Annotated in this window: 17 protein-coding genes; 5 read left to right on the top strand and 12 right to left on the bottom strand. The window is 62.2% G+C overall.

The genetic code is table 11. From position 1 onward, the window contains the following. Window positions 1–271 (bottom strand): hypothetical protein (locus ACTHK2_RS11260; RefSeq protein WP_440245806.1); only part of this gene is annotated, 271 nt, incomplete at its 3' end. A gap of 3 nt (window positions 272–274) precedes the next feature. Then, a complete protein-coding gene (locus ACTHK2_RS11255) occupies window positions 275–1,006 on the bottom strand; it encodes a DNA cytosine methyltransferase (protein WP_440245805.1) in 732 nt (243 codons plus the stop codon). Between the two features lie 90 nt (window positions 1,007–1,096). Here ACTHK2_RS11255 and ACTHK2_RS11250 point away from each other — a divergent pair, with 90 nt between their 5' ends. Continuing rightward, complete coding sequence (locus ACTHK2_RS11250; protein ID WP_440245804.1) at window positions 1,097–1,867, top strand: SprT-like domain-containing protein; 771 nt, start codon at window positions 1,097–1,099, stop codon at window positions 1,865–1,867. Between the two features lie 163 nt (window positions 1,868–2,030). On the opposite strand, the gene ACTHK2_RS11245 is transcribed toward ACTHK2_RS11250, so the two are convergent. The 3 genes from ACTHK2_RS11245 to ACTHK2_RS11235 form a co-directional block, all read right to left on the bottom strand. Next, window positions 2,031–2,204, bottom strand: coding sequence for a hypothetical protein (locus ACTHK2_RS11245; RefSeq protein WP_440245803.1), 174 nt, complete (start codon window positions 2,202–2,204; stop codon window positions 2,031–2,033). 60 nt (window positions 2,205–2,264) lie between these two features. Beyond that, window positions 2,265–2,528, bottom strand: a complete 264-nt coding sequence (locus tag ACTHK2_RS11240) for a hypothetical protein (RefSeq protein WP_440245802.1) — start codon at window positions 2,526–2,528, stop codon at window positions 2,265–2,267. A gap of 118 nt (window positions 2,529–2,646) precedes the next feature. Next, window positions 2,647–2,937, bottom strand: coding sequence for a helix-turn-helix domain-containing protein (locus tag ACTHK2_RS11235; protein WP_440245801.1), 291 nt, complete (start codon window positions 2,935–2,937; stop codon window positions 2,647–2,649). Between the two features lie 154 nt (window positions 2,938–3,091). Between ACTHK2_RS11235 and ACTHK2_RS11230 the strand changes: the two genes are divergently transcribed. Both ACTHK2_RS11230 and ACTHK2_RS11225 read left to right on the top strand, forming a co-directional pair. Beyond that, window positions 3,092–3,925, top strand: a complete 834-nt coding sequence (locus ACTHK2_RS11230) for a hypothetical protein (protein WP_440245800.1) — start codon at window positions 3,092–3,094, stop codon at window positions 3,923–3,925. Continuing rightward, window positions 3,918–4,538, top strand: a complete 621-nt coding sequence (locus ACTHK2_RS11225; protein WP_440245799.1) for a hypothetical protein — start codon at window positions 3,918–3,920, stop codon at window positions 4,536–4,538. The genes ACTHK2_RS11230 and ACTHK2_RS11225 overlap by 8 nt, the downstream gene beginning before the upstream one ends. Window positions 4,539–4,919: 381 nt before the next feature. Here ACTHK2_RS11225 and ACTHK2_RS11220 read toward each other — a convergent pair whose 3' ends face one another. From ACTHK2_RS11220 to ACTHK2_RS11205, 4 genes are all read right to left on the bottom strand, one after another. Then, window positions 4,920–5,627, bottom strand: coding sequence for a hypothetical protein (locus tag ACTHK2_RS11220; protein WP_440245798.1), 708 nt, complete (start codon window positions 5,625–5,627; stop codon window positions 4,920–4,922). An 8-nt stretch (window positions 5,628–5,635) separates the two neighbouring features. After that, window positions 5,636–6,502, bottom strand: a complete 867-nt coding sequence (locus ACTHK2_RS11215) for a hypothetical protein (protein ID WP_440245797.1) — start codon at window positions 6,500–6,502, stop codon at window positions 5,636–5,638. Between the two features lie 677 nt (window positions 6,503–7,179). Next, on the bottom strand, window positions 7,180–7,485 hold the full coding sequence (locus tag ACTHK2_RS11210; protein ID WP_440245808.1) for a tyrosine-type recombinase/integrase: 306 nt from the start codon (window positions 7,483–7,485) through the stop codon (window positions 7,180–7,182). Window positions 7,486–7,502: 17 nt separating this feature from the next. After that, window positions 7,503–8,804, bottom strand: coding sequence for a protein kinase domain-containing protein (locus ACTHK2_RS11205; RefSeq protein ID WP_440245796.1), 1,302 nt, complete (start codon window positions 8,802–8,804; stop codon window positions 7,503–7,505). A 254-nt stretch (window positions 8,805–9,058) separates the two neighbouring features. Between ACTHK2_RS11205 and ACTHK2_RS11200 the strand changes: the two genes are divergently transcribed. Together ACTHK2_RS11200 and ACTHK2_RS11195 are read left to right on the top strand one after the other, a co-directional pair. Next, window positions 9,059–9,658: a hypothetical protein gene (locus tag ACTHK2_RS11200; RefSeq protein ID WP_440245795.1), complete on the top strand. Its 600-nt coding sequence runs from the start codon at window positions 9,059–9,061 to the stop codon at window positions 9,656–9,658. A gap of 165 nt (window positions 9,659–9,823) precedes the next feature. Next, entirely contained in the window at window positions 9,824–10,465 is a 642-nt protein-coding gene (locus ACTHK2_RS11195) for a lysophospholipid acyltransferase family protein (RefSeq protein WP_440245794.1), read from the top strand. A gap of 227 nt (window positions 10,466–10,692) precedes the next feature. Here ACTHK2_RS11195 and ACTHK2_RS11190 read toward each other — a convergent pair whose 3' ends face one another. The 3 genes from ACTHK2_RS11190 to ACTHK2_RS11180 all read right to left on the bottom strand — a co-directional run. Further along, entirely contained in the window at window positions 10,693–11,196 is a 504-nt protein-coding gene (locus ACTHK2_RS11190; protein ID WP_440245807.1) for a hypothetical protein, read from the bottom strand. Window positions 11,197–11,601: 405 nt separating this feature from the next. Continuing rightward, window positions 11,602–12,459, bottom strand: a complete 858-nt coding sequence (locus tag ACTHK2_RS11185) for a S1 family peptidase (RefSeq protein ID WP_440245793.1) — start codon at window positions 12,457–12,459, stop codon at window positions 11,602–11,604. Window positions 12,460–12,565: 106 nt separating this feature from the next. Next, window positions 12,566–12,784: hypothetical protein (locus tag ACTHK2_RS11180; RefSeq protein WP_440245792.1), on the bottom strand; the 219-nt coding region annotated here is incomplete at its 5' end.

Here is a 12,784-nt window from a genome sequence, read left to right as displayed (position 1 = left end):
CTCGGTCGCCGCGCCACTCGAGCTTTTGCCAGCTGTTTGGAAGATCAATGAGCCCCTGCTTCCAGCGATCGAAGAACGCCGGTGCCTCGGCATAGACCTGCCGCGAATAGTCGACGTACCGACGCATCCAGACCGGAACGGTTCCGCCGTGGTCGCGCACGTAGTGCGGAAGCCGCGCCGCGGCCGCTTCGCGATCGGCGTACTCGGTCAGAGCCGCGCCGAACCCGCCGCGGAAGTGACGCCACTTGCGATGCGCCGAGAGTCCTTCCACCGGCTAGGTCGCGCCGAACTCCGATGCGATGAGCGTATGGCTCGAGAGCTCGCGCAGAAAAGACACGACCTCGTTCCATTTCTCAATGACGTCGCGCTTCTCCGCTTCGAGCCGGCGCAGCCCGTCCTTGACCCGAATGAACTCCGAGAGCGGTCTCACGCGAGGGGTCTTGGGTTCGGGCCACTGAAATGCCGGCTGGGAACGCCGTCGGGCCACGATGAAGAGGCGCTGGCGTTGCTGCGGCAGGCCGAACTGCGTCGGTGAATAGATGCGGTGTTCCACGACATACCCCAACGCGTGGAACGACATGCAGATGTGCGCCCAGAATGAACCGCCCGCAATCGTGAGCACGTTCGGCACGTTCTCGAGAAAGACATACTTCGGTTGATGCCAATCGACGATGCGGAACACATCGTCAATGAGCTTGCCCGACGACGGGCATTTTGCGCCGGTTTTCTTGCCGGCGAGCGAAAACGGTTGGCACGGGAAACCCGAGCAGAGGATGTCGTGGGGAGGAATGTCGTCGACGTCGATCCGACGAATATCCCCGGCGGGGACCATGCCGAAGTTCTCGGCATACGCGGCCTGCAGCCAGCGGTCGATCTCGCAGGCAAACACGCAGCGATGACCGAGGCGCGACAGCCCGACATGGAATCCCCCGAGACCTGAGAACAAGTCCACAAAAGTATACGTCGACCGCCCCGCTCGTGCAGCACTCTCGCTGCGCGTCGTCACGCTTGTCCTCAAAGCGCTACGTATTGAGCCCATATAACTCCCACATCGGGCAGTCTCGCGTCGAATTGTATCGTACGATACACTCACGTCATGGGCAACCACGTCACGCGGGATTTCTACGGCCGGCTGCAGACGATCGCCGCGGCGTTCAATCGCTCGCTGTTCGATGGCGAGTTGCCGTCGGCGCTGTTTACGCTGACCCGCGGCGTCGGCCCACTGGGCCATTTTTCGGCCGAACGCTGGCGTGCGACGTCAGGGGAGACGGTCGGCGAGATCCGCCTTAATCCCATGCTGTTCGGCGAATGCTCGTGGCTGCAGCTGCTGCAAACGATTGCCCATCAGCAATGCCATCTCTGGCAGCTGACACGTGGCACTCCGAGCCGACCGGGTTACCACAATGCCGAGTGGGCAAACAAAATGCAGTCGATCGGCCTCGTGCCGACGTCGACCGGAAAGCCTGGTGGCCGCACGACGGGGCAGCGCATGGACGATTTTCCGGATCCGGACGGTCACTTCATCAAAGCGTGCGTGGCGCTGCTCGACCGCGACGACGCGTTTCCGATCGGGGCACGATGGCCGGAGGGGCACGATCCACGGCCGCTGGTGCCGCCGCCGGTCAAGCTTAAGTTGCCGCGGCGCATCGAATCGCGACTGTTCTCGCGTGTCGCGGGCTGGGCGGAGCGACGGAGCGAGGACGGACCGGACATCGCGTCGGCCAAGCGCAAAGTGAAATACGCTTGCCCCACGTGTCGCACGCGCGTGTGGGGACGATTGGGTCTGCGTGTGCTCTGCCAGGCGTGCCGTCGACCGCTCGAGTGCGTTCCGCCGATTGGCGACGTGGCTCGGGCGCCTACCGGCTAACGTTCGCATTCTTGCGTTCGCCCACTGTGCCACCCTGTCAGTCAACGAAGGAGCGTCAGGCCTAGAGCACTGGGGCATCGATGATCGCGTTCCCGGCGGCTCGATACTGATCACGTCCCAGCTGCATGAGCTGCCTTCGTTACCGCGGTGGATCGCAGGCAGCCTAATGGCCCTCGGTGTGTGGTTGCACGTCAGCGAACGGCATACGCACGAACCGCTCGAGCACTCGCATCGGCACGTGCCCGACGATCACCATCAGCATGAGCACGATTTCCCGTGGGATGGAGCGGAACCCCACACCCACCACCATCGCCATCAGCCGATGACGCATCGGCATCCTCATTTCCCGGATCTGCACCATCGCCACGAGCATTGAAGGCCCTAGGACGTGATCGACTCAATCACCCGGTTGCAGTTTGGTGTGGCGTCTGCGCCCAGAATAGACCGCCGCCTGCCATCGGGCGACATCCAGAGCTCTCGCGAAGGATCCTCGACGCCCCGCAATGTCGAAGACTTCGACCTCGATCCTGGCTTGGGAGAGCGCTTTGCGGAACGAAGCGGGCGTGGCGAAGCCAAGTTCTTTCCATAAAGCTGAAGGCGGAACGAATTCGCCGTAGCGGCTGGTGAGGCGTGACTCGAATTCTTCGGCAAGCTCAGCCATCGCTGGTCGGTCGACTCGTTCCCCCGGAACGGGGGCAGCGTGCGCACGGTAGACGCATCGACCTGTCGAAACAAGGGAAGGCGCGGCCGGCGGGCAGCGCGGAGCAAGCGTGAACTAGTCAGCGCTCCATGCGTCGCGCGAGGGCATTCGATTCGCGGCGAACGCGGGCCATCAGACTGTCGACTTCGCTGTTGTTTCCGCCGGTATACGAGAGCGTCAGCAGCGTCAGGGGGTGAACCCCAAGAACCCCACAAATATCCGTGAGTTTGCTCAATGTCGGGCTCTTCATCCCGCGCTCGAGCGTGCTCATGTACGTGCGGCTAGATACGTCGGCAAACGCCTCCTGGCTCAGGCCCTGCGCTTTGCGGGCCAGCTTGAGCGCTGCGGGGAGGGAATGCTTGCTCGGCATCCGTGAACTTCCGGGAATTCGCGGATGAGAGCCGATTGAGTCCTATAGGACTACAATCTATAGTGTTCATTTAGCGAGATTGTCGTCGCTGGCTGGCCTCGACCACAGAGACCGTGGGCGAGCTACTCACCACGCACTTAATGCGGATCCCGGGTTGAGCCATGAAACAACCCAACCGACCCTCGACCGCACCACGCCGGCGACACCCGCAGAGAACCTGCAAGCGTTAACTCTGCTCGAAACCGCCGCGCTGCTGGCCATCCACCGAGCCACGCTAGATCGCGCACCGATCACTACCTCCGCATATCTGACGGAGGCCCTGTTCGTCCTCCTCGAGAAGAGGCGCGTCCTCCAACGGTGTGACGAGGAAGATCTGCGCAGACCTGACGGGCTGCAGCGCGCGATCTACGATCCTGTGTGCTGGCGCTATCTAGGCGACTGGCAAGCGACACCGCTCATCGGGAGCGCGATCGAGGGCCGCCTTCGCACGTGTGCTGGTAGTGAGCACAGCCTGCACGATCGACTCCAACTCTGGCGCGCATTGGCCGACGCGGAGGCGGAGGGATACCTCGCGCACCTCCTGCGTCGACATGCTTTCGAAGCCCGCTGGGCCATGGACCTGGCGCCGATCCCTTGGGAGAGCGGGATTACGCTCTCGCAAATGAGGTACGTGATATGGGCCAGCGTGCGCGAAGGCGCGGCGGCCTTTCTGCGGACGTCATCGGATTCCGACCATGCGCGCAACGTTATTGCCAGCGCCGTGCGACGCCGAGCGCAATGGATCGCGGGACGACCCGATGTGGGGCAGAGCTTCGTGCCTCAAGCCAGCGCACGGCCGCCTCTTCTCTTGACGATCTTTCTCAGCGATGTGGCGCCGTTGGGGCGCGCCTATTGGCTCTCCACGCCCACGCTGGACGCGCTCCGCGCGACAAAAGCCCCTGACTTCTCTTCCACAGCAATACACACGAGCGAAGATCACGATGATTAAGTGGAGCGACTATGAGCAAGGCGGTGTGGTCTTCGAGGCGTTCCTCCCGAGCGACGAAACGGAACCGCAGGAGTGGCTCCTCCGAGCAAGCCGCAACGGCGTCCTTCTGACGGAGCGACGCATTAGTCTAGTATGGGTGCCGCGGTTTGGCCCCGACGTCAGCGATGTTGCGCAACTTGAAGAAGCGCTGGATGACATGCTGATCGAACTATCTGCGGGCGTGCTCGCTGCGAAAGCCGATGGACGCAAGGTAACGATCGAACCGCTACACCCTATTGCCGATGCCAACTTTCCCGAGAACGCAGCCTTGGCTCACATTGCGCTCACCGAGTATGCGAAGACCTTGCAGACCCTGCAGCTTCCGCCACCGCTCTTTCGGGCTTTCGCGCGCCTGCCACCCACGCCAGCGCTCGGAGCGCTACTTCCGATGACCGTAAGCGTCGAAATGCGCAACCACATGTTGGCCGTGATTGCTGTCGGTGGCTTCATCCAAGGGCTGCCCGAGCCCGAGCGAGCGGCGTACGTGACACGCCTTCAAGGAGCCATGAGTACGAACGTGCTTGCGAACGTCCTCACAATAAAAGAGGAACTTGTGGCAAGGCGCGCGACATAGTCACATGACAAGGCCTATTGCCGCTGCTTGCGACGGAGCGAATGCATCACCGAACCGATCGACGATGATCAACTCGCCGGCCGCAATGGTTGGCGAATGACCGCTTACGACCCAAAGCGGACCTCCATCCCCCTGCTGATCCCCTAGCGGCGCAGGACACCTTGGGTGCTGGCGCTGCCCCGACCCTGCCGGGGACTCAGGGCGGAGTCTGGGCGCAATGCCAAGCGTTCACGTCCGCTTGCATTAATTCCGATCCGATGCCAGCCCGCGACCTGCAGGTCGCGGTTGAGCAAGGGGAGCACTGTGTTCTGCGCCATGCGGCCGAGAGCTAGCCCTTGGCGTGGACCTGGCCGCCCGCTTGGCTTTCCATTCCGCCCTCGCCTAGCCGATCACGTCGATGAGCTTGGGATACGTGGCGCATGCGAGCTTCACGTCCGCGATCCAGTACACCCAACCCTTGCCGCCGGCGGATTTGTTCTTCTTGCGGTCCAACAGCCCGGCTGCCATGAGCTCCCGGACGATGGACTCGCGTTCACGCGAACCCCATCCCTGCGCGCGGGATTTCCAAAGGTCGTCCTCGTGCGAATGGTTATTCGGGCCCATCTTGTCGTGGGAGGCCAGGCCGCGCAGCAGCTCGAACTTGACCTTTTCAATCTCGTCGACCGGGATTGGCTCGGGCGGAAAGCAGTCGTCGATGCACGCGGTGATCCGTTGAATGAGCGCGTCTTGGAACATGGCATCCATACCGAACTTGGAGCGGACCTTCGGCCAGGGCGCATCACTGGGTGGAGCGGTGTAGACGCGGGCGCCCAGGTCCTGCAGTACCGCTACGCTCTCGTCCACCATCCCGACGGTGGCGTGGTACGGCAAGGAGATCACGGCCACCTGCTCGTAGGTCGTCGTCAGGTCGGCGAACTGTTCGACCATGTGGGCAGCGACCATGGGATCGGTTTCCAGCCCGAAGCCGCCGCTCCGGCTGAGCAGGACGGATTTGATAAGCACGCTGTCCCGGAAGCGGGCTTGCAATCGCACAACCACATTGGCGGGCAGGCCGACCACAATGGCCACCCGAACGACAGGCGCGTTCATTTCGAACCTTAGCGCGCATTCGATCGCGAGAGGGACAACAAGAGCGACGCAGGGATCTGGATCAGGCGCAATTCCTCCAGGCTCGCCTGTTTGACGACCTCCAGCAGGGCCTCGCGCAGCGCCTCGCGCGTCTCGGGTGCCGACGTGAGCGCGGGTGCGGGTGTCCGGCTAAGTACGTCGAGGGCGATCCCGTGCGCGTCGGCCCACTGGTGCACCGCCTTGAACACCCGGCTGGCGCGGTAGCGCTTCCAGGCCGCGGCATGCGAGCCGAGGGCGAACGCGAAGGTATGGTTGAGCGCCGAGGTGTAAGGGACCGTAGCGACGTGTAGCAGCTCGACTTGCTTGCTGGACGGAGCGAAGTTCGTTTCTACGAATCGGCGCATCCATCCGCCCTGGATCTCGGCCGGAATGGGCTCGATCGCGACGCAATCGTCGGAGTCAACCGCTTTCGCCGGCAAGGCGTCGTCCAGGAAATGCACCACGGTGGCGGAAGACTTCTGGAAGTAGCGCCGACGGCGAACGTCGGGGTTGGTAAAGGCCTGCCAAAGATCCCGACGCAGCGCGAAGTGCGCACTCGCCTCGGGCGCCCAGTCCGCTACGGCGGCGGTGGCGGCCTCGGAGGGCTGACGCAGGCGCACGGTGATGTCTCCGGGGGAATTCACCGGCGGGCGGATGACCTCGACCAAGTCATCGTTAGAGGCCAGGAAGCTGGCGAATTTGGGGTAGATGCGGAAGGCCGCGTCGAAGGAGACATTGGCCTCGGCTTCGAAGTCGGCAAGCATACGCAGCTTAAGCGTGGCGCCCTTCATGGGGCCATGCGCGAGCAGGTTGCGGATTAGCTTTCGGGCGAGCTGACGCTGTTCTTCATCGTTCATTTCGAGACCTATAAAAGTGAATCGGGAAGACACGAATGGCCCATTGGCAATCCGCTGTTCTTCCCGCACATAGGTCTCGCAACCGCTAGGGCGTCGGCTTTTCCGGAGACCCGAAACGGCCGGAAAGCTCTCTGGCGCCTTAACAGCCTCGCTCATCGACGCAAATAAGCCGTCGGCTGAGGAGCGTGCCGCGCAGGGGCAAAGCCGCCCACCGGCAGTAGGGATATTGTTGGACTTTGGGCAGCCGAAGTCAATCCGCTGGCTCGGCCCGTTCAGGCGGTCACGGCGGAACCGACAGCGTGGACGATTAGGTAGGCTACCCACAGGGACCGCGCCCGTTGATTGTGCCGCGCCCGGCCCTGTAACCGGTTACCGCGAGATTTCGATCGATTTCCACCAATATCGCGGACATTTTCCCGCGGCGTATCCTCTGGCCGGGTTAGTCGAACCGGCCGTAAAGCAGGGACTCAAAGGGGGCGAGTCCACGCGAGTAAGAGTATTGGGATCACAACATCGATGCCGAGGAGCACGACTACGGAGCCTGGTGCCGGGCTGTCGTCGCTGGGGTTCGACTTCAGGTTTGAAGCGCAACGCTGGTTAGGCTGCGCGATGCGGAGTTCATGTCCGCAATTGGCCGGATCGCGACCGCTGAAGCGATCCGGCCGTGGGGCTCCTCGCTACACCTCGGTCTGCTCGGCGATCTCCAGTGCGTCGTCCACCTCGATGCCGAGGTACCGAACGGTGCTCTCAAGCGTGGTGTGGCCTAGGAGAAGCTGCACCGCTCGTAGATTGCGAGTCCGCCGATAGATCAGCGAAGCCTTGGTCCGTCGCATCGTGTGCGTCCCGTAGGATCCACCCTCCAGCCCGATGGCATCGACCCAGCTGTTGACGATTCGGGCGTACTGCCGCGTCGAGAGGTGGGGCGAGGCATGCAGCCTCGTCGGGAACAGGTAGTCGCTGGGTCGGAGAGCGGCGGCCGCTATCCACGCCAGGCCGGCCCTCAGTCCATTTGATAGATACGTTGGGTCGCGATATCGAGAAAACGCTGTAGCACACCGGGACTATACGGACCCTGTGGAGGTAACGGATCCGCGTTGCACGCGGCAAAGTCGGTGCCGGCAGGCCCGTTGGTTACGGACAGGGTAGATTCGTGGACGGAGTCGTCGTCGCGACCTATCGAGGCTCGGAAGCTGGCCGGCCGCGTAGCGGTGGGCGGATGGAAACGGGTCGTCAGGTATCGACCGCGAAAGCGAGTATTGACGACATGGGCGTCCGACAAGTGCTCGGCGACTTGAAGCATCAACGCATCCGCGGTCTGGTGGGTGCGCACCGCTTCGGTTCGCCACTGTGTCCAGAACGCGAACTCCGGCTCGCGCGCATGCAGCGCAGCAATCGCGGCGTGCAAGTCGCTGTGCAGAGCGAGCACGAAGGCGGTCGTGGCGGCACGCCGCTGGGCGTGCTCGGTCTCCACTAGCGATTGGGCACGTAACATGTCCACTCGCGTCTCCGCGTCTGGCGCCGCTTCGGCGCGTGCCAACTGTCGAAGCGATTCGCCCAGTTGGTCAAGCGTCGGTCGACGCACGGGATCGATTGCACACGCTTGCGAAATCACCAGCATCGCGTGCTGGATACCGACGACCCCAGGGAAGGCGCGTCCCAGGTCGTATTCCGGCGTAAACCATACCGGGCCGGGAAAGACGATGCCTTTCTCGCCATAGATCAACGCCCAGAGCACCTTGCCCAGGCTGAAGACATCGCCCTTCTCATCCACCGCTTCGACGCGGCCATTGGAATACTCTGGGGGACGGTAGGCCCATGCGCCCATGGCGCGGCGATCGGGGGTCAGTCTCTCGTCGCCAGCGATGAAAGCACAACCGAAATCGGCGAGCCACAGTGCGGTTTCGTTGCCCCGGTAGAGCAGGTTGCTGGGTTTGATGTCGCGGTGGTGGATGGCCTGCGGCAAGCGGGCAAGCTCGGCCAGTGTTCGGACGATTGGCTCAAGCGCTGTTGCGGCCTGTCGCGGCTGACCTCGGTAGCGTTCCAGGATCTTCTCCACGTTCCCAGAGAACAGATCCATCACGATCTCCAACTTGCCCTCGACCTCCCGAATCTCCCTCGCCGGCGCTACGTTCAAATCGGCGCGATTGCGCAGTGCCATCAGGAGCGAGGCTTCGCGCCGAAAGCGCGCGGTGCCATCGCGGGAGACCGCGGGCTTCAGCCTCTTGTATGCCCACTGCCCGTCGGTCAGCACGACCGAGTTGCCACCTTCGCCGATCTGTTTCATGCGCGCAGGGGCCTTCATGGTCGTTCCCTTTGTAGTCGAGACGGCGAGTCGCTAGCTTGAATTCGGCGCTTCCGAATTGAAAGAGCACGCCCGCTCCCGACCAATAGCGGGGCTTTGGCTGCAGCACACCGCCAGGTTGGGCGTAGGCTGCGCCTAGGAAACAGATCAACACAAGATCGCCGCAAACTGAGTAGTTGACCAAGCGCCCGGCGGCGTCAACCATCCGGCCGTACATTTTGCTAGACATTAGGAGGATACGAATGCGACAGCGCATGCTTCTCGTAAAGGCGAGCAACGACGTCTGTTCGACCGAGGTAGCTCATATCGAAAAGATTTGCGATATGTTCTCGATCGATCACGAGGTTCTCGAGCTTACGTCGTTGGAAACATTCGAGGAACAGGCCAAGGCTATCGGAAAGTTTGACTATCTGTATCTAGGCGCCCACGCCGATCAATACGGATTTGGAGAAGCAAGCGGCTGCCCGGGCTACTCCTGGGATCATTTTGCGATTACGTTGTGCTCAGCAGACTGCCTGAACCCAGAGTCGGTTCTATTGCTTGGCTGCTGTCGTGGCGGACTGCGTATGGTCGCAATGTCACTATTCTTGGCTTGTACCAAGATCGACTACGTTGTAGGCCCGCGATGGACAGTCACTCCGCAGGACTTAACTACTGCGTTTCACGTCTTCCTCGACAACCTTGCGATTCGTCGTGAGCAGCCGAGCACTGCCGCAACACGATCCTCTTCCGCTACGGGCTACGACTTCTACTACTACGATAGGGTGGAAATCGAGGATTCCGTCAACTCCAACATCATGATGGAGAAGATCGTCAAGGCATGGGGGTTAGCTGATGAGGAGTCTGCCCCCTAACCGCAACATCATGTCTGGGCTGTAGTCGTCGAGTGTCCGCTGCTGGCCGGAAGCCGTCATTTCCTATAGCTGCCGATCAGCATCGGCCAGCTGATCGGAGCGGATCGGTCTTGGTGATCAATTCCATCGGCACGCGCAGCGGCACGTATCGGAGTGATTGAAGCGATGGGCTATCTGCTTCGCTTGTTCTTCTACGGCGTACTCGTACGCCTCGTCGTGCTGTTCGTGCTCGGCCTCAACGTGCGCCATCGCGAGCGGCTGCCCGTGCGCGGCCCGGCGATCCTCGCCGCGAACCACAACAGCCATCTCGACGCGATGGCGATGATCAGCCTGCTGCCGCTGCGCCTGCTGCCGAAGGTGCGCCCCGTCGCGGCCGCCGACTACTTCCTGCGCAACAAGCTGCTCGCCTGGTTCGCGCTCAACGTCGTCGGCATCGTGCCGCTCAACCGCCAGCGCACGAACGAGAAGGAAGACCTGCTCGCACCGATCGCCGCCGCGCTCGAACGTGGCGAGATCCTCGTGTTCTTCCCGGAAGGTTCGCGCGGCGAACCCGAGCAACTCGCCGAATTCAAGACCGGCCTCGCGCGCATCGCCGAACGCCGCCCCGACGTACCCGTTGTCCCTGTCTACACCTACGGCCTCGGCAAGGCGCTGCCGAAAGGCGAGTGGATGATCGTGCCGTTCTTCGTCGACATCTTCGTCGGCGAACCGCTGCATTTCGACGGCGATCGCACCGCCTACATGGAACGCTATCGCCACGCGATGGCGGAGCTCGCGCTCGAGGAGAAGCACGCGGATTGGACTTGATCCTGGAAGGATTTCGCAGTCGAGTTCGCCGCGACGCCAATCGTTTTCAGCATAGTGGTCGCAGGGCTGCTCACGGTTCGAACCGACCCCGGACAGGCGCGGGGATCGCCGCACGTTTCCTCGACGTCATGCCCGCGAAAGCGGGCATCCATTTTGTTCTCGACGGATCCGAGGCCAAAATCTCGTTCATATTGCGAAGGCCGCGAGTGCACGCGCATGGCGCAGGATCACTGTTTCAGTTTCCGGTCCTCGCTCTTCGCTTCCTGCATCGCCTCGGGCTCGAGCTCTTCGGCAGAGCGATTCAAGTGGACGAACACGCCCCAGCCCGCGAGCAGTGCGCCGATCGCTGCGACCACCGCGGCCACGTGCAGCAGTCTCGCGGAATCCTCGTGCACGCGGAACGTCGCGACGAGCGCCTCGATCGCGAGCGCGACGACCACCACGACGAGGAAGCGCGACAGGAAACGCCGCACGCGCGTCGGCCCGCTCACGTGCGCGTCTCGCACGACTTCCTCTTCGGCGATCGTCTGCGCGATCTGCAACGCCACGACCGCCGCCGCGAGGACACCCATCGCCTCGATGATGCGTTCCGCCGCGCCTAGGTCGATATCGCCCGCAAGGACGCCGAAACCGATTTTGCCTGCCACGAGGACGAGCCCGACCGCGGCGAGCGCGAACAGCGCCGCCATCAACGCGTGCAGGATCGAGAATGCGCGCAGGAAGGCCTTCATGGCGCGGAGTATGGCACAGCGGTGCCCAGCGCCCCATGCGATCCGCGAGTGGCGTAGATCCCGGAGGCGCAGCTCAGGGCTTGAGGGCGGCGTTGAAAGCGGCCTCTCCAGGCACGGCGCCTGTGGGCTGCCGAGCATCAGCGCCACTCCTTCGATCCCGACCACGTCAGCGCGTTCGTCGTGCCGGAGACCCACTGAGTTCCCACCCCGCGTTGCACCGAGCGAGACCTATGGCAAACGTGTCGGCCACCGGGATGAGAAAGCCGATAACTCTACTGCCCGTGTGAGGCCGATTGAACGTGTGGCTTCGTCCCGTCGGATTCCATCATGGCCCGAGCACCTGCTGCTCACCCCAAGGCATACACGACTGCAACCGCGCCGCTTGCCAAAGGCGCATTCAACCGGTCACTTGCAAGTGGAGCCCATACATGAATTGTTGGCCCCCGCCTGTGACTGCCCGGAGATCACGCTTTCAATCCATCCGATGTAATGGCTCAAGCGGACATTGCAACTGGTTTGACCATAGCGTCCGGGTCGGGCAGTCCTGACATCACCTTGGACGACTTTCCAGGATCCCAGCCCGGCCAACAGCCAATGATCATCACTCTGGAGGAGCAAAGGACCGCCACTGTCTCCGTTACCGAGAGTGCCCTCGAGAGGTAGCGCCGTAGGCGGCGCGTCAAATACATAGCACAACCAGCGGTCATGAGCGCTGGTGATCGTATTGAACGCGCGACGAAGCGCAGTGCGATTTGGGCCATTTGAGCTGTGCCCGGTGGCTCCTGTGCCCGTGGCGCCCTTGCCAACGATCTTTGCGATCTGCCCCGGCTCGTTGCTGTCCTTGTAGAGTTGGACGGGAGCAACGTCTGTCACAGCGTGGGTCAACTTGATCAGTGCAATGTCGTCAGATGAGGCAAGAAAGACCACTATCAGCATAGCCTCTCCACTGGCCATTGCCTGGTCGATCAGCGCCTGTGGCAGCGTCTTGTATCCGGCATGCATGACAACGCGCTCGACGTCCCTGGATACGCCGTTGATCATTACGTTCCGGAGGTCGGAACCCCGCGGGATCGTGTGGGCGGCAGTAATGGCCCACTGAGGCGCAATCAATACGCCGTGCCCCTCTCCAGGCATATCAACCAGAGCAGGGAACTCGGAGGCCGGAACCCGATACCCAGAGTCATCCACGTCATGTCGGATAACGACTGCGTCAGCGGTTGATGCTGCCGCAAGGAGCAGCATGAGAAAGAAAAAACGAATCATGGGATGCTCAAAAGTGGGGCTAACGTTGGAGGTAAGGGCGCGGAGCCGCGTAACGCATGATAGCGCGAGCGCCCATCGCAGCAGTCCGCTTAAGCGAATAGAGGCCTCACCAGCCCAAGCCCTGAAGAAGGGCTATGCTGCCAAGAAAGCAGCACAGCGCGAAGTAGAAAAAAGCCATTTTGCGGCTCGACGGCACCGAGGCATGCTCGCAGAACCACAAGAACCAACGGAACAGAAAGCTCTTGCGACTGAAGAAGTAACTGGCCAAAAAAATGGACCCGACGAGCAAGAGGTAGAAGCCAACAGCGGTAGGGCTGGGCTGATA

Source organism: Dokdonella sp., assembly GCF_051958935.1.
In the GTDB taxonomy this organism is placed as follows: domain Bacteria; phylum Pseudomonadota; class Gammaproteobacteria; order Xanthomonadales; family Rhodanobacteraceae; genus Dokdonella_A.
This window is presented reverse-complemented; position numbering and strand designations above follow the sequence as displayed.

Coding starts and splice junctions, on each gene's coding strand:
- ACTHK2_RS11220 (WP_440245798.1), bottom strand. CDS start 5,627: ATGAACGCGCCTGTCGTTCGGGTGGCCATTGTGGTCGGCCTGCCCGCC.
- ACTHK2_RS11215 (WP_440245797.1), bottom strand. CDS start 6,502: ATGAACGATGAAGAACAGCGTCAGCTCGCCCGAAAGCTAATCCGCAAC.
- ACTHK2_RS11195 (WP_440245794.1), top strand. CDS start 9,824: ATGGGCTATCTGCTTCGCTTGTTCTTCTACGGCGTACTCGTACGCCTC.
- ACTHK2_RS11235 (WP_440245801.1), bottom strand. CDS start 2,937: ATGCCGAGCAAGCATTCCCTCCCCGCAGCGCTCAAGCTGGCCCGCAAA.
- ACTHK2_RS11205 (WP_440245796.1), bottom strand. CDS start 8,804: ATGAAGGCCCCTGCGCGCATGAAACAGATCGGCGAAGGTGGCAACTCG.
- ACTHK2_RS11200 (WP_440245795.1), top strand. CDS start 9,059: ATGCTTCTCGTAAAGGCGAGCAACGACGTCTGTTCGACCGAGGTAGCT.
- ACTHK2_RS11185 (WP_440245793.1), bottom strand. CDS start 12,459: ATGATTCGTTTTTTCTTTCTCATGCTGCTCCTTGCGGCAGCATCAACC.
- ACTHK2_RS11240 (WP_440245802.1), bottom strand. CDS start 2,528: ATGGCTGAGCTTGCCGAAGAATTCGAGTCACGCCTCACCAGCCGCTAC.
- ACTHK2_RS11190 (WP_440245807.1), bottom strand. CDS start 11,196: ATGAAGGCCTTCCTGCGCGCATTCTCGATCCTGCACGCGTTGATGGCG.
- ACTHK2_RS11250 (WP_440245804.1), top strand. CDS start 1,097: ATGGGCAACCACGTCACGCGGGATTTCTACGGCCGGCTGCAGACGATC.
- ACTHK2_RS11245 (WP_440245803.1), bottom strand. CDS start 2,204: ATGCCGATGCGTCATCGGCTGATGGCGATGGTGGTGGGTGTGGGGTTC.
- ACTHK2_RS11225 (WP_440245799.1), top strand. CDS start 3,918: ATGATTAAGTGGAGCGACTATGAGCAAGGCGGTGTGGTCTTCGAGGCG.